Origin of the sequence: Vibrio rhodolitus (assembly GCF_003350325.1) — a bacterium.
GTDB lineage: Bacteria > Pseudomonadota > Gammaproteobacteria > Enterobacterales > Vibrionaceae > Vibrio > Vibrio rhodolitus.
This window is the reverse complement of the sequence record NZ_QLYZ01000030.1, coordinates 16,306-36,783: the sequence shown is the minus strand read 5'-3', so window position 1 is coordinate 36,783 and position 20,478 is coordinate 16,306. Positions and strand designations below refer to the sequence as shown.

Sequence of the window (20,478 nt, the reverse complement as noted above, 5' to 3'; positions counted from 1 at the left end):
TGCCGTGGGCGTTGGAGAATTGAAAGGGGCTGCTCCTAGTACGAGAGGACCGGAGTGGACGAACCTCTGGTGTTCGGGTTGTGTCGCCAGACGCATTGCCCGGTAGCTAAGTTCGGAATCGATAACCGCTGAAAGCATCTAAGCGGGAAGCGAGCCTTGAGATGAGTTCTCCCTGATACTTTAAGTATCCTAAAGGGTTGTCGGAGACTACGACGTTGATAGGTCAGGTGTGTAAGTGCTGCGAGGCATTGAGCTAACTGATACTAATTGCCCGTGAGGCTTAACCATACAACACCCAAGGGGTTTTGATTGGACTCAAAGAAAGAACAAAACTTGATTGTGTAGAGAACACAAAAACAGCTTTCCAGATTAAAGAATTTGCTTGGCGACCATAGCGATTTGGACCCACCTGATTCCATGCCGAACTCAGAAGTGAAACGAATTAGCGCCGATGGTAGTGTGGGGYTTCCCCATGTGAGAGTAGGACATCGCCAGGCTTGCTTACTTGTTTTTAGATTTTGAAAAATCTAAAGGCAAAACTAAATAAAGCTACCTAACCATAAGACTTTATTTAGTAAAAAATACCGCTGCGGAGTGGTAGTTCAGTTGGTTAGAATACCGGCCTGTCACGCCGGGGGTCGCGGGTTCGAGTCCCGTCCACTCCGCCACTTATTGAGAAGCCCTGCTAGAAATAGCAGGGCTTTTTCACATTCTGCGAAAGTGAAATTGGAACGCTCGATATCAAAATATCGTGCTTTGGGAACACGCCGTATCAGCGATACGTCGTTTCGAGAAGCGAGATGTGAGAACGTTCGGCTAGCGCCTCACTTACAGATGTGGGAATCGGGAACGTTCAGCATCTTTAATGCTTCACTTTGAGAAAGGGCAAGTGAATGCTTCATCTTGGTATCCACTAAATTCTTAACTCTCTTTCTCTTCTCCCATCTATTTGGTTTGGTTGATTGACTCAATATAAGCAAAGATCTCTTTGACTTGTTGCTGGTTGAGTACGCTTTTCCATGCCGGCATCTCTTCGTTGCCATTGAGTACTGTATCAATCAACTCCGCTTCTGATTCAAACCAAGAATTAAGCTCCTGATAAATATTTGAAGGCTGTTCGCTTAGGGTTTGTGCGGCAATGCCATCACCATGTCCAAACTCTCCGTGACAGGCTACACATAGCGTTTGGTAGCGTTTTCTATGGCACCTGATTCAACAGGTTTAGCGAGTACCAGAGACGGTAGAATAATAAGTGAAGCGGCGATTAGAACAGTAGCAACCTTTTGCATGACAATAATCCATAATATTCCTGAGTAATGCTATATAAAATATGTCATCAGCTATGAATGGGTTCTGAACGCTTTGTTTAGATACAAAAAAGCCGACCAATGGTCGGCTTTAATATTGTTGGATTGCTGTTGAAGCTACTTGCTGCTGACTAAGGTAAGCGCTTTCTTCGATACTTCATGCGCGGCTTTATTAAAGTTTTGCTTCTCTAGGGCATCGGCTAAGTATGCGTAATCTGAAACATTTGAACGCTGTGCGAGGGCTTTTTCAAAATGTTCCTGAGCTTCTGACCATTTCTGGCTGCGCAGATGGAATTGAGCCAGCGCACTGTGTGCTTCAGCATTGTTGCCATCTTTGCGTAAAGTGTCCTCAAGAAAGACCACCGCTGGGTGGCTATCAAGCAAGTTCAATTCTGGCAGAAGTTTGTAGAGATCCGCATTTGGGTGCTTCTTCAATGTCTCTTTGATAATAGTAAACGCATTATCATCTGCTTTGCGTGAGATCAGTTGCTTGGTAAAGCATTCAACTAAATGTAAATCACCTTTCACTTTGCGTGGCAGTGCATTCCAATGTTGAGTTAACCCTTCACTGCCTTGCTGTTCGGCAATCTCAGCTAACAAGCCACACTGGGCATGTTGCTCAAGCTGCAACTGTTCTTCCTTAGTGATGAGTTTTGTTTTAGCGAGCTTTGGTAGTAGGTCTAATAGTGGCTGCCAAAGCTTAAGTTCCATGTAAACGGTTTTAAGCAGGTTTAGCACAATCGCATTGTTGGGAAACTCGCCTTTGAGATCGGATAGCGTAGCAAAGGCATCATCAAAGCGCGCTTCACGCAGTTGCTGTTTTGCTCGTGTTAGCTCTACTGCTAGACGAGAATCTTTTTGTTCAGCAGCAAGCTTAAGGTAGCGGTCGCGTTTGGCGCTGTCACCTTGTCCTTGTGCCGCTTCAGATGCCACCAAGTAACATAGTAGAGGCATATCGTGATGATTTGCCCAACGAGTGACTTTCTTTTCTGCGTCTTTAAAGTCACCTTCGAGTAGCTTGATGATGCCTTCGTTGGTATAACGACGCGAACGACGCATTTTGCGTACGCTGAAGTAGTTCCAAGTTGCAGAGCTGGCGTAGAAGATTTTCTTGATCACAAACTCAAGCGCAAATAGCGCCGCCAGTGCTGCAATAAGAAAAATCACCAGTGTGGTGACACTCATCTCAATGGTTTGGTTTGCCACAGAGATCAATACGTAACCTTGCTGTCCCGAGTATTGACTACCAACAAACAGACCGGCGCCGAGTACCGCGAAGAGAAATATAAGTCGAAACATTATTTTTCCTCCGTCACTAGGGTTGTTACCTCACGGCGCAAGCGCTCACGAATGACATCAGAGAGGATCTGTTGGGTTTCGAGCTTAACAGGGTATTCCACTTCTACTGTTTGCTTGCTTAATAGCTCGACTGCTTTATTGAACTCTTTAACAGCATTGCTATTTTGATCGAAGAACGATGCAGACCACTGCTCGGCAGTGTCGAGCGCTGCGGTGTAAATTTCTTGCTGCTCTACATAGACCGCTTTGATCGCAGTCTCCAGTTTAGCCTTCATATTCTCTTTGAGATAGAAGTGCTGCTGCGGAGAAAGTAGTGGGATAACGTTGCCATCACGTGTGCGGAAAGTGATGAAATTTTCTGAGAAATCTTTCAGTGATGTTTTTAGGTTTTGCTGCCAGTCATTGATATCTTGTGAGACCTTTTCTGGCTCCTGCACTTTTTCTTCCGGCAGAATCGCGTTCGCCAATGGTAACTGATCGACTTGTTGCTGCAATGCGGTTAAGCGCAGTACTAAGCCATCTCGGTCAATGAGAGGAATGGTTTTTAGTTTGGTGATGTCATTTGCCATCGACTTACGTAGTGGCACCAAGCTTGGATCGTTTAGTGCCGCGATACGTTGGTCAGCACTTTCCATTAGGAGCGTAGCACTTTCTGCATCATGCTCAAGGAAGAGCTTACGCCCAGCTAGTTTCACCAGATAGTCTGCTTCGGCTAATAGCCAATCGTTAGGGCGACGACCTTTTACATCCGCGACTGCGACTTGTAGGCTTTCAATGCTTTTTTGCTGCTGAGCTAAAACGGTTTCTGCGCGATGGGCTATTTCGGTTGCTTTGGCAATCGTAGCTTGTTCCGTCGCTTTAACTTCACTGGTCAATGACGATTGGGTTTGCTGCAGTTGCGCTGCCAAAGCGTCAATTTTTGCTTGGTACTGAGCGTCTTTTTGCTGCATGTGGTAAGTCAGACCGCCACCAAACAGGATAGAGAGTACAATTGCAATGGCGCCAAGTTTAACGCCGCGCTTGCCGTGCTTTTCTTCCGCTTGAGGTGCTGGCTGATTGGCTGTGTCGTTCTGAGTCGTTTCTGCTGTCGATTGTGCTTTTGTTTCAGTGTCAGTTGGAGAGGTAGTGTCGACGCTTGGCTCTTGAGCTAGTTCGGTTTTTTTCTCTGATTCAACCTGATCGTTATTGTTTTTACTTGTCATTGTTTTCGTCCTGTTTCCTTGGCCAGAGATGCCAATAAGTCTTGGTTTGAAGCACTTCCTGTATTGACGACGTTCTGGAAGCCAACGCGCCGCGCTTCAACTGCTATGCGCTCGCTTGGGACAAAGAGCTGCAAATTGAAAATCCACGCTTGGTATGGTGGCGCAATTTGCTCGATGAAAAAATTAAGCTGTCCCGAGCTGGTGATAATTAACTGTTCAATCTGACTATCTTGCCAGAAAGGAACGACCGTTTCTGAGTGGAAATCGAGATTTTCACGTTTATAAACCTCACAATACTCCACGTTCGCGCCTCTTTCCCGCAAGGTATCGTAGATCAGTTCACGTCCGCCATTACCTCTTAAAATGACAATACGTTTACCGCATACCTGTTGTAACGGTGTGAGGCTGAGTAAGTTTTCACTATCACTGCTTTCAGGGTAGTGTACTTTTTGCTTGGTGGTTTTGCTTAAAAACTGCGCAGTTTTTTGACCAACGGCAAGATAGGTTGCGGAATTGGGCCAATTGAGGTCATTTTGATGGAGAGCTTGGTGAGCAAACGTAACCGTATGTTGGCTGACAGCGATGATGATGTCAGCCGTAGGCAATTGCTCTATTAAGCTGGAGAGTTGTTCCCCAGCTTGGATGGTAATCAGCGGGTGGTGGAGCGCTTTGATGCCGTGCTGTTGTAGTTGGCGACAAAGCGCAAGCCCTTGCTTACCTGGTCGAGTAACCAGAACCGCCATAGTAATTACTCGTGATCAGCGTATAGTCGAGTAAGAATGTCGCGTGCCCCTTTATCTAGCAATTCATTGGCAAGTTTGACACCCATTTCTTCGGCTTGTGCACGTGGACCACGGATCTCACCGCGAATGATCTCACTACCATCTGGTTCACCTACTAGTGCACGTAACCATAGCTCATCACCATCAAGTAATGAATAACTGCCGATAGGTACTTGGCAGCCACCTTCTAGAGTGATGTTCATCGCGCGCTCGCATATAACGCGATCTGCCGTATCAGCATGGTTTAGCGGTTCAAGCAATTTGATTAGGCGTTCATCATCTAAACGGCACTCAATACCTACCGCACCTTGTCCGACTGCTGGCAGTGATTGCTCAGGTTCGATAAAGCTGGCAATGCGCTCTTCAAGTTTAAGGCGTTTTAGACCAGCAGCTGCAAGAACGATTGCATCGTATTCACCAGCATCGAGTTTACCTAGGCGAGTCCCAACATTGCCACGTAGCTCTTTGATCACGAGATCTGGACGGTATTCTTTTAATTGGCATTGACGGCGCAGACTACAAGTACCCACAACGGCACCTTGAGGCAATTCATCAACATTTTTGTAAGTGTTAGAAACGAATGCATCACGCGGGTCTTCACGCTCACAAATCGTCACTAGACCAAGGCCTTTAGGGAAATCGACTGGTACGTCTTTCATTGAGTGTACGGCAAGGTCAGCACGACCTTCCAACATCGCCACTTCAAGCTCTTTAACGAATAGACCTTTACCACCCACTTTCGCCAGTGGAGTATCCAAAATGATGTCACCTTTCGTCACCATAGTCACAAGTTCAACTTCAAGACCTGGGTGAGCGGCTTGCAAAGCATCTTTAACATAGTGAGCTTGCCAAAGAGCAAGAGGGCTTTTGCGCGTCGCGATTCGAATTGGAGCCGTAGTAGTCATATTCGCCTATTTTACGTTTGTGGTAGATAGACTAATCCTACCACTGAGAGGGCAAAAAATTTACTGATCAATGCATTGAATAGAGAATTGGCACCGTGGTAGCACAAATCGGTCAAAATATTGTGATTAAAGTCTCGTTTGTTAACTAGGTTATTATTAGAAAAAGCGGTTACATACCAAACTAGGGACAGGAAATTCACGGATGTTGAAACACAAAACAATGTAGAATCGATCGTACAAATCTTTACCAATCCAAATAAAAATGATAGATTGATCACGTTTTGTTGGCGCTTTAGCCTGTTTATTGAGCAAGGCGTATAATAGGAAATAACCAAGGAATCTCCCTTGCAGGCTTACACTGAGAAGTTAATTCAACGACTAGATAGTTTGAACCAGCAGCGTATCGAACGCGCGCTGGCGCTTATGGATTTGCAAGCTCAGCGAGTATTCCATCTTATTCCTGCTCTTCTGCATTACAACCATCCCGTTTTTCCCGGCTATTTCGATGCGCACGTTCCGCATGGCATTTACGGCTTCGACTTAAACGCTGAGCAGCAGCAGTTTATCGAAGATACCGAACTCACCATCGGTCAGCCGCTGACTGCCAATTCTCATCCAGATATCCTTGCCCTCTATACTATGGGCAGCACCTCTTCAATTGGTCAAAGCACCTCCAGTGATCTCGACATTTGGGTTTGTGTGTCGCCAGAAATGGCGCATGACGCGCGCGAAAGTTTGAATAACAAATGTTTGTTGATCACCGATTGGGCGCAAAGCCAAGGTGTCGAGGCAAACTTCTTTATCATGGATGCTGAGCGATTTAAGTCAAATCGCTCAGAAGAAATGACCGGAGATAACTGTGGTTCATCACAGCACATGCTGTTGTTGGATGAGTTTTACCGCAGCGCTGTTCGTCTTGCGGGTCAGCGCTTATTGTGGCAAATCGTGCCGCCGGAGATGGAAGAGTGCTACGACGAATACGTTCAAGAACTGTGTAATAAAGGTTCGATTGACTGTTCGCAATGGATTGATTTTGGGCAATTGCACCGTATCCCAGCTGAAGAGTACTTCGGCTCGAACTTATGGCAGCTGTATAAGAGTATCGACTCCCCATATAAATCCGTTCTGAAAGCGATCTTATTGGAAGCGTATTCGTGGGAGTACCCACATGCCCAGTTATTGAGTTTAGATACTAAGCGTCGTTTTTTTGCCGATGAGCCAAACCTCTACGGTATGGATGCTTATTATTTAATGCTAGAAAAAGTGACTCGCTACCTTGAGCGTATCGGTGATACCACGCGTCTTGATTTGGTGCGTCGCTGTTTCTATCTCAAAACCCACGAAAAGCTCTCGCGTGAGCCAGGCGCCGGATCGGTACCTTGGCGCAGAGAAGCGTTGGGTCTTTTAGTTGCGAAGTGGAATTGGGGCTCGGACGTTATCGAAGAGCTGGATAATCGTCGTCACTGGAAAGTCGAACAAGTCAAAGTCGTGCATCATTCATTACTTGATGCGCTGATGTTGAGCTATCGCAACCTGATTCAGTTTGCGCGTCGCAATGACATTACCTCGGCGATTAGCCCGCAAGATATTAGTATCTTAGCGCGTAAGCTTTACGCAGCCTTTGAAGTGTTGCCGGGTAAGGTTACGCTACTCAACCCGCAAATCTCGCCTGACTTGCATGAGCCAGAGCTGACCTTTATTGAAGTGCAGCCTGGTCGAACTAATCAGTCTGGCTGGTATTTGTATAAACAACCGCTGCAACCACAACGTATCCTTGGACAGCCTTACCTTGAGCACAACGAGTACTTGAGTAAGTTGGTGGCGTGGGCTTTCTTTAATGGTTTGATCACTGAATCAACGCATCTGAATGCGGTGATCCGCGATGCGCATTTGGATATCGATAAGTTCTACCAAATGGTGAGCGACCTACGTAATACTTTCTCGTTGCGTAAACGTCGCCCAAGCATGCAGGCATTGGCAAGTCCTTGTGAGATCAGCCAACTTGCTATGTTTATCAACTTTGAAGAAGACCCGACCGCTGAGCTGAATAGTAAATCGCAAAAAGTGGATTTGAAAAACATCGATATCTTTAGCTACGGACCGGAGCAAAAGTGCTTAGTCGGTAGCGTGGATTTGGTGTACCGCAACTCATGGCATGAAGTGCGCACCTTACACTTTAAAGGTGAAACCGCAATGTTGGATGCACTGAAAACAGTTTTGGGCAAAATGCACCAAGATGCGCTTCCTCCGGAGTCGGTGGATGTGTTCTGCTACAGCAAAAATATGCGCGGTGTGATGCGTAATATGGTTTATCAATTGCTGGCAGAGTGTATCGATTTACGTCTCAAGCCGGTTGAGCAAGAGAAGCGTCGTCGCTTTAAAGCACTGCGCATTGCTCAGCAGATGTATGGTCTGTTCTTTGAGCGTCGTGGCGTGTCGGTGCAGATGTTGGAGAACTCAGTGGATTTCTACCGCAGTATTTCGACCAATAAACTCAAAGGTTCACCGCTGTTGATGCTTGACCAAGAGCAGGATTACCAATTACCTGAGATTGTCGATAACTGTGCCAGTGAGGGCTTAGTGCAGTTCTTCTTTGAAGATACTGACAAGGGCTTCAATATTTATGTATTGGATGAGGCGAACCGCGTTGAGGTTTATCACCAGTACAATGGCGAAAAAGATGAAATGATCGCCAGCGTAAACAGTTTTTATACCTCAGTGCGTGATGACAATGCTGTCGCGTCGAAGTTTATTAACTTTAACTTGCCGCAATACTATCAGATTGTCTACTGCGAAGAGGGTGGCGAGCCATATATTGTGCCTTACCGTAATGATGGCGCGAGTTACAGCAAACCGAATCGCGCGGTTAATGCCTAACAAAAAAGAGCACACAAGTGCTCTTTTTTGTAAGTAAAACTTTTGCGGTTTACACCCAATCGATCGCTTCACCAGCGTGTTTTTCACACTCTTGTTTGACCATAGCAATCAATTCCAGACCGGTTTTTGAACAGATCCACTGTTGGTCGACGTAAGCAAAGTGAAAGCCGCCAGAACGCGAAGCTAGCCAGATTTCTCTCATTGGCTCTTGGCGGTTGATAATGATTTGGCTGCGATCTTCAAACTCCAAAGTCATGACATTACCTGATGTTTCGTAGTCGATATCAGCGCCAGATTCATCAATCATTTCTTCGATGAATTGCATCTGCTCATCGGCATGTTGATGAAATTCTGTATCGTTCATCTTGTCTATCCTATTGCTTTTCCTGAGTGTGGTGCGATTATAGGGGGCATTGAAAGAATAATCACGGTTAGACCTATGAAAAAATCAATCTTAGCTCTATTTATCGTCTCGGTGTTGGGTTTGGCTGGCTGTGGTCAAACAGGACCACTTTACATGCCTGACGATGCTCAACAAAACGAGCAAACGCAATAATATCGCATTCGGCATGATGCTAGGCGATCCACTCAAGTTTCTTGGGTAAACACCACATTAGAATTAAAGGGAAAGTACATTGGATTACTTCAATTATCAGGATGATGGCCAACTTTGGGCCGAAGAGGTTGCTCTTTCTGATTTAGCAGAGCAGTTCGGAACACCACTTTACGTATACTCGCGCGCGACGATTGAGCGCCACTGGCATGCTTTTGATAAGTCGGTCGGTGATCATCCCCATCTAGTCTGCTTTGCAGTGAAAGCCAATTCCAATATCGGTGTGCTGAATGCGCTGGCTCGCTTGGGCTCTGGTTTTGATATTGTGTCAGGTGGTGAGCTTGAGCGTGTCTTAGCTGCAGGTGGCGATCCGAGCAAAGTGGTCTTTTCTGGTTTGGGCAAAACGGAAGCAGAAATGAAACGCGCCTTACAGGTGGGGATCAAATGTTTCAATGTTGAATCTGAGCCTGAGTTGGAACGATTGAACAAAGTTGCCAGTGAAATGGGCGTTAAAGCACCGGTATCACTGCGAATCAACCCAGATGTCGACGCCCATACTCACCCTTATATTTCGACCGGCTTACGTGATAACAAGTTTGGTATCGCTTTCGACCGTGCTCCTGTGGTGTATCAGTTGGCTCACAGCCTAGAAAGCTTAGATGTTAAAGGTATCGACTGCCACATTGGCTCTCAACTGACTGAGATTGATCCATTTATTGATGCGACCGATCGCTTGTTGGCATTGATTGATGAGCTGAAAACTCAAGGCATCGAAATTCGCCACCTTGATGTCGGTGGTGGTTTAGGTGTGGTGTATCGTGATGAGCTGCCACCACAGCCATCGGAATATGCCAAAGCCTTGCTTGGTCGACTAGAAAATCATCAAGATCTAGAACTTATCTTCGAGCCTGGACGTGCCATTGTTGCCAATGCCGGTGTGTTGTTGACCAAGGTCGAATTCTTAAAGCATACCGAGCATAAAAACTTTGCCATTATTGATGCGGCAATGAATGATCTGATGCGTCCTGCTCTATACCAAGCTTGGCAAGATATCGTGCCTGTCAATCCGCGCCAAGGTGAAGCAAAAACCTATGACGTGGTGGGCGCGATTTGTGAGACCAGTGATTTCCTCGGCAAAGATCGCGCACTCGTGTTGCAAGCAAATGACTTGCTCGCAGTACGCTCTGCGGGAGCCTATGGCTTTGTGATGGCGTCAAATTACAATACCCGTACTCGAGCTGCTGAAGTCATGGTTGATGGCAACCGCACCCATCTAGTGCGCAAGCGTGAAGAACTGCCAAGTTTGTGGGAACTTGAGAGCGTATTACCGGAGTAATTAAAACTGTATGCATTTCCATTTTTCTAAAATGCATGGTTTGGGTAACGACTTTATGGTGGTCGATTGCATTACCCAAAACATTTTTTTCTCCCCTGAGTTGATTCGCCGTATGGCGGATCGACACACTGGGGTGGGTTTTGATCAACTGTTAGTGGTCGAAGCTCCCTATGATCCTGAAACGGATTTTCACTACCGTATTTTCAATGCTGATGGCAGCGAAGTAGAGCAGTGTGGCAATGGTGCGCGCTGTTTTGCCCGTTTTGTGCGTATGAAAGGTTTAACCAACAAATACAGCATCAGTGTGAGCACAAAGAAAGGCAAAATGGTGCTCAATATCGAAGAAGATGACCAAGTTACCGTTAACATGGGCATTCCAGAGTTTGAGCCAAATAAGATCCCATTTAAAGCCAAGCAGATGGAAAAAACCTACATCATGCGCGCAGAGGACAAAACGCTGTTTTGTGGTGCGGTAAGTATGGGCAATCCACATGTGGTGACCGTGGTTGAAGACGTGCAAACTGCGGATGTCGACACCCTAGGTCCAATGCTTGAATCCCATGAACGTTTTCCTGAACGCGTGAATGCCGGCTTTATGCAGGTGGTAAACCGTAATGAGATCAATCTGCGTGTTTATGAGCGCGGTGCGGGAGAGACGCAAGCCTGTGGCAGCGGTGCTTGTGGTGCGGTCGCGGTGGGTATTGTGCAAGGGCTTTTGGATGAGCAGGTTAAAGTGCGCCTACCGGGCGGCGAGTTATACATTCGCTGGCAAGGTATCGGCAAGCCACTCTATATGACCGGACCAGCTACCCATGTTTACGATGGTCAGATTAACTGCTAACTAAGGAATCTTTGTGTCTCAGTTTGAAGCGGATGCATTAACTGCAGAAGTAGTAGCAGAGTATCTGCGTGATAATCCCGATTTTTTTATCCATCGACGTGACTTAGTGGATCGCCTCGCTTTGCCAACTCAAGAGCAAGGCGCGGTATCACTGGTGCATGTTCAACTTAACCGTCAACGTCAGCGTATTGAAGAGCTTGAAGAAGAGATCACTTCGTTGATGTCTTTGGCGGCGAATAATGACCGAACGTTTCATGAATTTATGGATCTGCAAGAGCAGATCTTAAAGTGTGAATCGGTGCTTGAAGCGATCAAAGCGATTGAGAATAAAGCCAAAGCACTCGGCTTGTTAGCTTATGTGCGTTTGTTTGATGCACCTTCACAACACTATCAAATCGGTTTTGAGCATTATCAGCGTTTCGCGACCAATAATCTCAATGGCAAATCAGCCTATTTAGGGCGGATGCGCAAAGCCGATCGTGAACTGTTGTTTGGTGAACACAACCGAGCACCAGAGCTTGGCTCTTACGTTGTGCTACCTTTAGTAAAAGGCAAAGCACAAGGGTTAATTGCTTTCTCAAGCGAAGATGGCGGTCATTTCCAACCCCATATGGATACCCTGTTTTTACGTCATTTGGCATTAGTCCTCTCCCATGCGATTGCGACTCTGCCTTGGCAAATGGACACCAATGAGCGAATCAGTACAACCTCTGCCTAACGGCTTACAAAAGCCCTTGGAACGTTTCTATGAATATCTCAGAAGCGAGAAAGGGCTTAGTCTTCATACTCAACGTAATTACAAACAACAGCTTGAAACTATGGCGCAGCACTTGCTGAGCATGGGACTAAAAGATTGGACGCAAGTCGATGCTGCCTGGGTACGTCAATTGGCGAGCAAAGGCATGCGCGAAGGCATGAAACCGAGCAGCCTTGCGACTAGGCTTTCTTCACTGCGTAGCTTTTTTGACTTTCTCATTTTGCGTGGTGAGCTGTCGGCGAACCCAGCCAAAGGTGTTTCCGCTCCGCGTAAGAAGCGCCCATTGCCGAAAAACCTCGATGTTGATGAAGTGGGGCAACTGCTTGAAGTGACTGATGACGATCCATTGTCGATTCGCGATCGTGCCATGATGGAATTGATGTATGGCGCCGGTTTACGTTTGGCAGAGATGGTGGGGGTCAACGTCAAAGATGTCAGTCTATTCAGCGGTGAGTTACGTGTGGTCGGTAAAGGTGATAAAGAGCGTAAAGTGCCGTTTTCTGGTCTCGCCAAAGAATGGGTCGGGAAATGGCTAAAAGTACGCAGCGGTTTAGCAAAACCTGATGAAAAAGCGCTGTTTGTCTCTAAGCTGGGCGTGCGCATCTCTCACCGCAACGTACAAAAACGCATGGCGGAGTGGGGACAAAAGCAAGCGGTGGCAAGCCATATTAGCCCGCATAAATTACGCCACTCCTTTGCCACACATATGCTGGAGTCGAGTAATAACTTACGTGCGGTACAAGAGCTATTGGGGCATGAGAATATCTCAACCACACAGATCTACACCCACTTAGATTTTCAACATCTTGCGCAAGTGTATGACCAAGCCCACCCAAGGGCGAAAAAGAAGTAATTGAAATAGGGTGATGCGATGAAATTCTACCGACAGTTACAGCCGATTAAGGCGATGAGTTTTGATTTGGACGATACGTTATATGATAACCGTCCTGTCATTGCACGACTGACGCGAGAAGCAAATGCTTGGCTTCATCTTCATCACCCGATTGCTGGCACTCGTGATGAAGCTTGGTGGTTAAAGCTAAAACTTGATTTAGCCAAACAAGATAACTGGTTATACAGCGACTTAACCTTATGGCGTCATCGCACCACTACCCTAGGTTTGATGGAGCTCGGCTATTCAGCGGTGCAAGCAGAGCAAGCGGCAGATGATCTATTGCATGTGGTGACTGAGCTGCGGAGTGATTTTGTCGTACCTAAGACCACTCACCAAGTGATGGCACAGTTAGCTGAAAAATACCCGCTGGTGGCTATTACCAACGGTAATGTGGATGTCGAACGCATTGGCTTAGCAGACTACTTTTCATTGATTTTACAAGCCGGTCGAAATGGTCATGCTAAGCCTCATGGCGATATGTTTCGTCAAACTCAGCAATTTCTTACTTTAGACAGTGAGTCAATTTTGCATGTGGGCGATCACTTGAAAACCGATGTGTTTGGTGCCAAACAAAACGGCTTTCAAGCATGTTGGTATAACGATCAAGGTACGTGCTTACGTGAGGCGAAACACACGCGTGTCTTACCTGATGTGGAAATCCACCAACTGGATTCGTTGCTACTACTTTAAAGCGTGACCACTTTTATCGGCTTTAAATACGCGCATATAGTGATGAAGGAAGGTATTGAGCGCTTGAGCTTGCTCATTCAGACCAAGCTCTTTAATAATTTCGCTGCCCACTTCTAAGGTACATAAGTGCCCTTGTTGCTGGTTGCGTCTTAACTGGTAATCCGACTGTGCACTCGGTTCAAGATGGACGCAAGGCAAATCACTCAGCCAAGCACTCTTGCGCAACATTTTTCCCGCTTCTTGCCAGGTGCCATCGAGAATAATCAATAATGGTATTTTGCCCTTTTTATCCGTCTCTTGCTCAACCACATTGAGTGCGATACTGCGTTCATTTGGGAACACCAAGTAGGCTTGGTAGCGATCGTTTTTGATCAGTTTGATCAACTCAGGGCAAGGGGATCGGCGCTGCCAGATATGCTGGCTACTTGATGGCATGGCTTTGAGCAGCCATTTACCGGTATTGGTGTCGCGATTTAGCTCATTTTCATGCATGAGTAGGGCAATATGCACAGGCGCCTCAAGATGAGGCACCAAATGACACACACATTGATGCTGCAGTCCACAGCCATGACAAGGTGCTGTTTGTGGCATTACATTTTCACCCCTTCTTGATGAGGAGTTAGCCCATCACTGAACAGTTTTACTGGGCTAATATCATCAAAACTGGCGACGGGAGCGACACTTGGATTGAGTGGATAGCTGCCATTATTAAAACGTAAAACATGCTGATTGGGTACTGCGCCACCACCACGGACAAACAACACTAAATCTCGCCAACTTTGGTGACTCTTTTGTCCTAAATTGAGGGGAGTATTGACTAACGTCATGCGGCTGTTGAATACCCATTTTTGTTGCTGGTTTTCGAAGATCAGCAACGTGCAGCCACCAGAACCACACCAATCTAATTGGGTGAGCAATTCATCTTGTCCATCACCATTGAGATCATAAGTTAACCAGCGGTAGCGGGTGCCTGCGGCATCAATGTTGTTTTGGTTAAAGTAATCGCGCAGCGCTCGGTCCACTTTTGGATTAAAGGTTGCCGAGGAAGGGATGGCATTTTCCGTGCGTTGATTAAGAGTGCCGGCACTGTTTTGCTCGCTCTTAAACAGGGTTAAGCCGCCATCGGCGATGGGATAAACCACATCTCCAACTTTTTCTTTGTCTGCGGTTAACTGCTCACCACTGCGCACAAATAAGCGCTCTGATAACAAAGGCTGTTGCTGGTGGTGGGTCATCACCACTTGTACTTGCTGCGGCGTCAGTTGTTGCCAGTAACCCCGTTCAACCAAGTCGCCACTGCCATCGAGGTAGTGGTAGGTCGTTGTCGCTGCGTGATCGTTTTGCATGTCAAGCGTAATGCTAAAGCCACTACTTTGGGTTGAAGCAGCTTGGTATTGACCTGCCCAGTCTTTGCTGTTGTCGACATTGCTTAATGTCGCGCAGCCCTGATAAGTTTTCTCAGCGATGGTTAATGTTGAAGTCCAGCCGTAGAGACTGTCACTCATGCCATCAGAGCAGCTGCGTTGGACAAGTTCAAGTTGCCCTTCAGCAAATTGATAACGCTGGCGATCAGATTCAATTTTAGCTGAGGTGATTGGCAAAGTTTGCTTTTGACCACCCATAGGCGAAAAGGTTAATTCGCGGTTTGATACCGATAGTGACCAAAACGGCTCGTTACCAAACGCTCGGGTTGGTTGAGTCGGACGGTCGCAGCGGTTTGGGTTCTCGGCACTGAGCAGGTTAACCTTAGAGACGACAAAACGCGCATTGTAGTCACCATCAAAGCCGTCTTGGCTTGAGGTTTCCAAATGACCAATCAGCTCACCATACATAGGTTGATAAGGCGTGTTGATCAGGCGTTGAGCTTGATTGAACTTGTCGTTGTCAATCGAGAGCCAATATTGCTGCTCGCTGCCGCAAGGTTGAATCGATTGAGCTTCATGGCCAAGGATCACTTCACCACGCAGAATAAAAGGTTGGGGTTTGATAGAATTGGGCTGCTCAAGATTGGCAAGTGGCAGACTTGATTGAGATTCTGGCTCGCTTGATGAAAAATCAAATGTCGAGCACGCTTGCAATGCCAAAAGGCTGACCAGCATCGCTGGGTTTCTCAATGCCTTCATGCTATATCTTCCTTATCCGAACTGATACTGAGGACATTATGGCATATTGGTTGTTCAAAACAGAACCAGACACTTTCTCTATTGACACTCTGCGGACACAAAAGACCTCGTGTTGGGAAGGGGTGCGCAACTATCAAGCGCGCAATATGCTGCGAGATGAGGTAAAGCTGGGCGACTGGGTACTCATTTACCACTCTTCATGCAAACACGTTGGTGTGGCGGGTATCGCCCAAGTCAGCAGAGAGTCTTACCCCGATCATTTTGCTTTTGATCTCGAAAGCGATTACTTCGATAGCAAATCAACACCAGAGAACCCACGTTGGTTTATGGTCGATATTGAGTTTGTACGCAAAACAGCGCGAGTGATCCCGCTTGCGGTATTAAAAGCGATGCCGGAATTGGAAAACCTGCCGTTGGTCAAACGCGGCAATCGCTTGTCAGTCATGCCGGTATCAGAAGTGGAGTGGCATGCTATTTTGAGCAAAGAGTTATTGTCGTCTGAGCAAAAATAAAGGCAGCGTGTGCTGCCTTATCAATAGTTCAAGATTACAGAAGGTGATCTTGTAGATAGTGTGCCACTGCGTCATTGGCATTACTGCCGATCACTTCATTGTTTGGCAGGGCATCTTTCACGCGTTGGTGAGAGGTTTCCATCACCAAGCCACGACCCGCCATTTGCAGCATTTCAACGTCATTCATGCCATCACCAAATGCGATGCAGTTTTCTAGCCCAAGCGCTAGTGATTCCGCAATCACTTTCAGTGCGTCACCTTTTGATACGTCGGCAGCCATCACTTCTAAACACCAAGGTGTAGAGAACGCGATATTGAGCTGATCGCCGAATTTTTCATTCAGTTCATCTTCGAACTTCACTAAGTACTCATGATCTTGATCTGGGTGAGTGAAAAACAGTTTGGCGATGCCATCTTCCGGTGGGTTTTCAACATCATAAAGTGTGTAGCTAAAACCTGATTCTTCATGATAGTTACGCAAGAACTCGTCATCACGGTTTAGCATCCACTCGTCATTGCGGTACATGTGGATAAAGATTTCAGGATCGACTTTGATCGTGTCGATCACTTTTTTGACCAGATCCATGGGTACGTTGTTGCTGTACATCAGCTTATTGTTCTGATCATGTACACGCGCACCGTTTGACGTCACCATGTAAGCTGGAATGCCCACATGTTCGCGAATGCCCGCTACGTCTACGTGATGGCGACCTGTGGCAAAGATAAAAGTGAAGCCCTTGTCGTGCAGATCTTTAAGCGTCTGTTTTGAGAACGCACTAAGCTTATGATCTGGCGCCAGAAGCGTACCATCAAGATCTGAGGCTACAAGTTGGAATGGAGTGTCTTTGCGTGGTGTGGTCATATCGCCCTCATTTGAACATAACGCCGCAATACCAAGATGCGCATTGCGAGAGCGGTTAGTTTACTGCAATTGAGGAAGGAAAAAGAGGGTAAAAAAGCTCCGCTCTCTTTCCTTATTTCCAAATGTTTCAGTGAGCCGCAAAAAAGTCCAAGGTGCGTTGCAGCGCTTGGTTACGATAGACATCTTGTTCAAACAATATTTCGTGTTTGGCGTTTTCGATGATCTCGATAGCGCAGTGTGAATTGGTTTTGGCGAGCTTTTTAATAAAGGTCACCTGTGCTGAATTTGCCACGATTTTATCGCTGCCAGCTTGTAACAAGAGCAGTGGGATTTTGACTTGTCGAGTCAATAAGATAGCTTGCTGACAAGCCATTAAGCTCTGCCAAACCCAACGAGTGCTTGCCCCGCCTACTTGCAGCTCTGGCTGCTCATCATACAGGCGGCGAAACCAGTGGTAACGCACATCACTTTGGCTCAGTAAGTTACCCGCAAAAGGTTTAGCATAGTATGGTGCTTGCCCTGGGGCATAGGTTGGTTCGGCGTGCAGCGCCGTTAGTATTTGTCCAACCCAACGAGCGATAGGTTTCAAATACCAAGGTACGTTAACGCCGAACATCGGTGCGCTCAACGCCATGGCATCGAATGGATGCTCTGGATGGGTTTGTACATAGCGAGTGACAATATTCCCGCCCATCGAGTGCCCAAGTAAAAAGCGTTTTTCATAACGCTCTAGAGAAAAATGCTCAACCATCGCAGCTAAATCTTGCAAGTAGTCATCAAACTCGTCGACATAGCCAATATCACGGTTGGCGACAAGGCGATCGGAAAGCCCCTGTCCGCGATGATCGTATGAGTAAACATCATAACCTTGGCGATATAAGTCGTAGAACAGCTCTTGGTATTTATAAGTACATTCAATACGACCATTCACGACTACAATTGCTTTAGTGTGCTGCTCTGATGTGAGTGATACCCAAAATAGTTTGCGTTTGTCTGCTGTGCGCAGAAAACCTTGTTTACGACTGTGCCAAAGCTCGGCAATTTCCTTATCGATTGCTTGCTCAAAATTGGACTCTTGAGTATAAGAAAATGGATTGGCTGCGCTATCTGTGGTCATGTTTGTGAACCTGAACTACTTGGGTTTGCGATGAGTTTAAATTATGTTTGGCTAATGCAGTTTAGTCGAGAGGAATTAAAACATGGATTTGCATGTTTGGTTAGCCTATGTGTTAACCGCCATTGTTTTTAGCTTGGCTCCGGGGTCTGGTACCGTAAATTCAATCAGCAATGGTTTGAGTTACGGCACGCGTAAATCCTTGGGTGCCATTGTCGGCTTACAGATTGGTCTGGCTTGCCATATCATTCTCGTTGGTGCTGGGATTGGTGCGCTGGTGGCGCAATCGGCAATGGCGTTTACAGTCATTAAGTGGGTAGGGGCTGCGTATCTTGTTTGGCTCGGTATCCAAAAGTGGCGCGACACTGCTAGCCTATCGATGCATAGCCGTGAAGATAATCGCTCGGGGTTTGCCTTAATGCGTAGTGCGATAGTGATTAACCTTACCAACCCTAAATCGATTGTGTTTTTGGTGGCACTGTTTCCGCAATTTATCAATCCGGCGCAACCGCAGTTGATTCAGTTTGTGATTTTAGGTGTGACAACTGTGGTGATTGACGCAATTGTGATGCTTGGTTACACAACTTTGGCTTCGCAAATGGGACGATTTATCCGTTCTGATAAAGTGATGGGTAAGATCAACAAGGTCTTCGGTTCCATGTTTGTTGGTTGTGGGGCATTATTGGCTACGGCTAAGGCTTAACTAACTGATAAAATTAATAATGTAGCGATAAATGAAAGAGACATATGTAGCGAGACAACCTATCCTCAATGCTCGAAGGCAAACCCTCGGGTATGAGTTGTTGTTCCGTGATGGGGAGCATAATGCTTACCCTGCGCATATTGAATCTAACCGTGCTACTTACCGTTTAATTGCGGAAAACTTCTTGAGCATTGGCACTAACCCTGTCATTGCTCACTCGCGTTGCTTTGTTAACTTTCCTTATCAAAGCCTGCTGCGTCGCCTCCCTCTGGCTCTGCCTAAAGAAAAAATTGTGATTGAAGTGCTGGAGACTTGTCAGCCGACCGATGAACTATTTGAAGCGGTGCGTGAGATCCGGCGCAATGGCTATATGATTGCCCTTGACGATTTCGTTTATAGTCCGGCTTGGGAGCGCTTTTTACCCTTAGTACAGATTGTCAAAATCGATATCAGCGCGATGGGTTTAGATAATGCCTGCCAGTTTGTTAAGCAGCGTATTGCTGATGGCAGTAAGCGTAAATATTTAGCGGAGCGGGTTGAAACAGAAGGAGAGTTTGCCCAAGTCCGTGCGGCTGGTTTTCATTTTTTCCAAGGCTTTTTCTTTAGCAAACCTGAGGTGATCCGTCAGCGTTATGTTAGTCCTGAGCAGATTATTGCGATGGAGCTATTTCAGGAAGTGTGTAAAGCGGATGTCGACTTTGAAAAAATCGAGCGCATTGTCGCTAAAGATGTCACCTTGTCTTACAAGCTTTTGCACTTTGTTAATAGCTTATCTGACCGGCTTGAGGTGTCCATCTCCTCGTTTCGCCAAGCTTTGATCTACCTCGGTCAAGATCGTTTAAAGATGTTTGTCTCTTTAACGGTTGCTTCGTTTATCTCCAACAAGAAACCCCGCGAGTTGTTCTGTCTCTCGCTACAGCGAGCTCAATTCTGCTCGTTAATGTCCTCACATAACCCACTGCAACAACATAAAGACCAAGCGTTTTTAATTGGTCTGTTTTCGATTCTCGATGCCATGTTTGATCTATCGATCGAATATCTGGTTGAGCAACTGCCGCTTAACCAAGCGATCAAGCTAGCACTGCTTGAACGCCAAGGACCGTATGGCATTTTGCTGACTATTGAAGAGTGCTATGAGAATGCTGATTGGCAAGGAATGCAGCATGCCTGTGAACTGCTTAATTTACCAATGGATGTTGTGATGCAAAAAATCTCTGAAGCGCAGCGCTGGAGCCAATCTATTCATCGCCTTGGTTAGTGGTTGCCCAAGTCTCTGTGAATCTTTTATGACAATGATGATTTAGCGCTTGCCCAACGGCTAAAAATAAATAAAGATATACGCATATCCACATATGAGTATGTTTAGTTATGTTACCCCATCAATTTTTTAAGTTGCTTGCCGATGAGACTCGCGTGCGTTGTCTGATGTTGATCATGCGTGAAGAGTGTTTGTGTGTGGGTGACTTAACTCAGGCTTTAAATGAGAGCCAACCCAAGATTTCCCGTCATTTAGCTCAACTTCGCTCTAGTGGCATCTTGGTTGATGTTCGCCAAGGGCAGTGGGTGTTTTATCGCCGTGCACCGTCGTTACCGGGCTGGATGAATAAATTGATCGATGATCTTGTTGGGTCAAATTGCTTAAAAACAGAGTACCAACAAGACATTGAAAGACTTAATGCAATACAGGGTCGTCCTGTTTGCTGCCAATAAATGTAGAAAG

21 protein-coding genes, 1 tRNA gene and 2 rRNA genes are annotated in these 20,478 nt (G+C 46.4%); 14 read left to right on the top strand and 10 right to left on the bottom strand.

Going from position 1 to position 20,478, the window contains the following annotated elements:
* The 3 genes from DPF93_RS20010 to DPF93_RS20000 all read left to right on the top strand — a co-directional run.
* Nucleotides 1–288 (top strand): 23S ribosomal RNA (locus tag DPF93_RS20010); the annotation flags it as partial.
* A 93-nt stretch (nt 289–381) separates the two neighbouring features.
* Nucleotides 382–497: ribosomal RNA gene (gene rrf / locus DPF93_RS20005) — 5S ribosomal RNA — on the top strand.
* 94 nt (nt 498–591) lie between these two features.
* Nucleotides 592–668, top strand: a tRNA-Asp gene (locus DPF93_RS20000).
* A gap of 277 nt (nt 669–945) precedes the next feature.
* Here the strand turns inward: DPF93_RS20000 and DPF93_RS19995 are convergent.
* The 5 genes from DPF93_RS19995 to hemC all read right to left on the bottom strand — a co-directional run bounded on the left by DPF93_RS19995 (nt 946) and on the right by hemC (nt 5,495).
* A complete protein-coding gene (locus tag DPF93_RS19995) occupies nt 946–1,140 on the bottom strand; it encodes a c-type cytochrome (RefSeq protein ID WP_244204759.1) in 195 nt (64 codons plus the stop codon).
* 284 nt (nt 1,141–1,424) lie between these two features.
* Nucleotides 1,425–2,606 (bottom strand): heme biosynthesis protein HemY, encoded by a 1,182-nt coding sequence (locus tag DPF93_RS19990; protein WP_114767798.1) that lies wholly within the window; start codon nt 2,604–2,606, stop codon nt 1,425–1,427.
* Entirely contained in the window at nt 2,606–3,808 is a 1,203-nt protein-coding gene (locus DPF93_RS19985) for a uroporphyrinogen-III C-methyltransferase (RefSeq protein WP_114767797.1), read from the bottom strand. The genes DPF93_RS19990 and DPF93_RS19985 overlap by 1 nt, the downstream gene beginning before the upstream one ends.
* Nucleotides 3,805–4,551: a uroporphyrinogen-III synthase gene (locus tag DPF93_RS19980; RefSeq protein ID WP_114767796.1), complete on the bottom strand. Its 747-nt coding sequence runs from the start codon at nt 4,549–4,551 to the stop codon at nt 3,805–3,807. Before DPF93_RS19980 ends, DPF93_RS19985 begins: the two co-directional genes overlap by 4 nt.
* Nucleotides 4,552–4,556: 5 nt before the next feature.
* Nucleotides 4,557–5,495, bottom strand: a complete 939-nt coding sequence (gene hemC, locus DPF93_RS19975; protein ID WP_114767795.1) for a hydroxymethylbilane synthase — start codon at nt 5,493–5,495, stop codon at nt 4,557–4,559.
* A 345-nt stretch (nt 5,496–5,840) separates the two neighbouring features.
* Here hemC and DPF93_RS19970 point away from each other — a divergent pair, with 345 nt between their 5' ends.
* The gene (locus DPF93_RS19970) at nt 5,841–8,372 is read left to right on the top strand and encodes a class I adenylate cyclase (RefSeq protein WP_114767794.1); all 2,532 of its coding nucleotides are present in this window, start codon (nt 5,841–5,843) and stop codon (nt 8,370–8,372) included.
* A gap of 49 nt (nt 8,373–8,421) precedes the next feature.
* On the opposite strand, the gene cyaY is transcribed toward DPF93_RS19970, so the two are convergent.
* Nucleotides 8,422–8,736, bottom strand: a complete 315-nt coding sequence (gene cyaY, locus DPF93_RS19965; protein ID WP_114767793.1) for an iron donor protein CyaY — start codon at nt 8,734–8,736, stop codon at nt 8,422–8,424.
* A 75-nt stretch (nt 8,737–8,811) separates the two neighbouring features.
* Between cyaY and lptM the strand changes: the two genes are divergently transcribed.
* The 6 genes from lptM (at nt 8,812) to yigB (ending at nt 13,444) form a co-directional block, all read left to right on the top strand.
* Nucleotides 8,812–8,928, top strand: coding sequence for an LPS translocon maturation chaperone LptM (gene lptM, locus DPF93_RS21570; protein ID WP_425275316.1), 117 nt, complete (start codon nt 8,812–8,814; stop codon nt 8,926–8,928).
* 79 nt (nt 8,929–9,007) lie between these two features.
* Nucleotides 9,008–10,261, top strand: coding sequence for a diaminopimelate decarboxylase (gene lysA / locus DPF93_RS19955; RefSeq protein WP_114767791.1), 1,254 nt, complete (start codon nt 9,008–9,010; stop codon nt 10,259–10,261).
* 10 nt (nt 10,262–10,271) lie between these two features.
* A complete protein-coding gene (gene dapF / locus DPF93_RS19950) occupies nt 10,272–11,102 on the top strand; it encodes a diaminopimelate epimerase (protein ID WP_114767790.1) in 831 nt (276 codons plus the stop codon).
* A 13-nt stretch (nt 11,103–11,115) separates the two neighbouring features.
* Nucleotides 11,116–11,820, top strand: a complete 705-nt coding sequence (locus DPF93_RS19945; protein WP_114767789.1) for a DUF484 family protein — start codon at nt 11,116–11,118, stop codon at nt 11,818–11,820.
* A complete protein-coding gene (gene xerC, locus DPF93_RS19940) occupies nt 11,792–12,712 on the top strand; it encodes a tyrosine recombinase XerC (protein WP_114767788.1) in 921 nt (306 codons plus the stop codon). Before DPF93_RS19945 ends, xerC begins: the two co-directional genes overlap by 29 nt.
* 18 nt (nt 12,713–12,730) lie before the next feature.
* Nucleotides 12,731–13,444, top strand: coding sequence for a 5-amino-6-(5-phospho-D-ribitylamino)uracil phosphatase YigB (gene yigB, locus DPF93_RS19935; protein WP_114767787.1), 714 nt, complete (start codon nt 12,731–12,733; stop codon nt 13,442–13,444).
* Here the strand turns inward: yigB and DPF93_RS19930 are convergent.
* Both DPF93_RS19930 and DPF93_RS19925 read right to left on the bottom strand, forming a co-directional pair.
* Entirely contained in the window at nt 13,436–14,035 is a 600-nt protein-coding gene (locus DPF93_RS19930; protein WP_114767786.1) for a tRNA-uridine aminocarboxypropyltransferase, read from the bottom strand. The two genes, yigB and DPF93_RS19930, sit on opposite strands and share 9 nt — an antisense overlap.
* Nucleotides 14,035–15,567, bottom strand: coding sequence for a COG3650 family protein (locus DPF93_RS19925; RefSeq protein WP_114767785.1), 1,533 nt, complete (start codon nt 15,565–15,567; stop codon nt 14,035–14,037). The genes DPF93_RS19930 and DPF93_RS19925 overlap by 1 nt, the downstream gene beginning before the upstream one ends.
* 38 nt (nt 15,568–15,605) lie before the next feature.
* Between DPF93_RS19925 and DPF93_RS19920 the strand changes: the two genes are divergently transcribed.
* Nucleotides 15,606–16,079 (top strand): EVE domain-containing protein, encoded by a 474-nt coding sequence (locus DPF93_RS19920; protein WP_114767784.1) that lies wholly within the window; start codon nt 15,606–15,608, stop codon nt 16,077–16,079.
* Between the two features lie 34 nt (nt 16,080–16,113).
* On the opposite strand, the gene DPF93_RS19915 is transcribed toward DPF93_RS19920, so the two are convergent.
* Nucleotides 16,114–16,941 (bottom strand): Cof-type HAD-IIB family hydrolase, encoded by an 828-nt coding sequence (locus DPF93_RS19915; RefSeq protein ID WP_114767783.1) that lies wholly within the window; start codon nt 16,939–16,941, stop codon nt 16,114–16,116.
* Nucleotides 16,942–17,068: 127 nt separating this feature from the next.
* Nucleotides 17,069–18,058 carry an alpha/beta fold hydrolase gene (locus DPF93_RS19910; RefSeq protein ID WP_114767782.1) on the bottom strand — a complete coding sequence of 330 codons (990 nt, stop codon included), beginning with the start codon at nt 18,056–18,058 and terminating at the stop codon, nt 17,069–17,071.
* Nucleotides 18,059–18,140: 82 nt separating this feature from the next.
* Here DPF93_RS19910 and rhtB point away from each other — a divergent pair, with 82 nt between their 5' ends.
* The 3 genes from rhtB to DPF93_RS19895 all read left to right on the top strand — a co-directional run bounded on the left by rhtB (nt 18,141) and on the right by DPF93_RS19895 (nt 20,468).
* The gene (gene rhtB / locus DPF93_RS19905) at nt 18,141–18,758 is read left to right on the top strand and encodes a homoserine/homoserine lactone efflux protein (protein WP_114767781.1); all 618 of its coding nucleotides are present in this window, start codon (nt 18,141–18,143) and stop codon (nt 18,756–18,758) included.
* 31 nt (nt 18,759–18,789) lie between these two features.
* Nucleotides 18,790–20,016 (top strand): EAL and HDOD domain-containing protein, encoded by a 1,227-nt coding sequence (locus DPF93_RS19900; RefSeq protein ID WP_114767780.1) that lies wholly within the window; start codon nt 18,790–18,792, stop codon nt 20,014–20,016.
* Between the two features lie 110 nt (nt 20,017–20,126).
* Entirely contained in the window at nt 20,127–20,468 is a 342-nt protein-coding gene (locus DPF93_RS19895) for a metalloregulator ArsR/SmtB family transcription factor (protein ID WP_114767779.1), read from the top strand.
* Nucleotides 20,469–20,478: the final 10 nt, after the last annotated feature.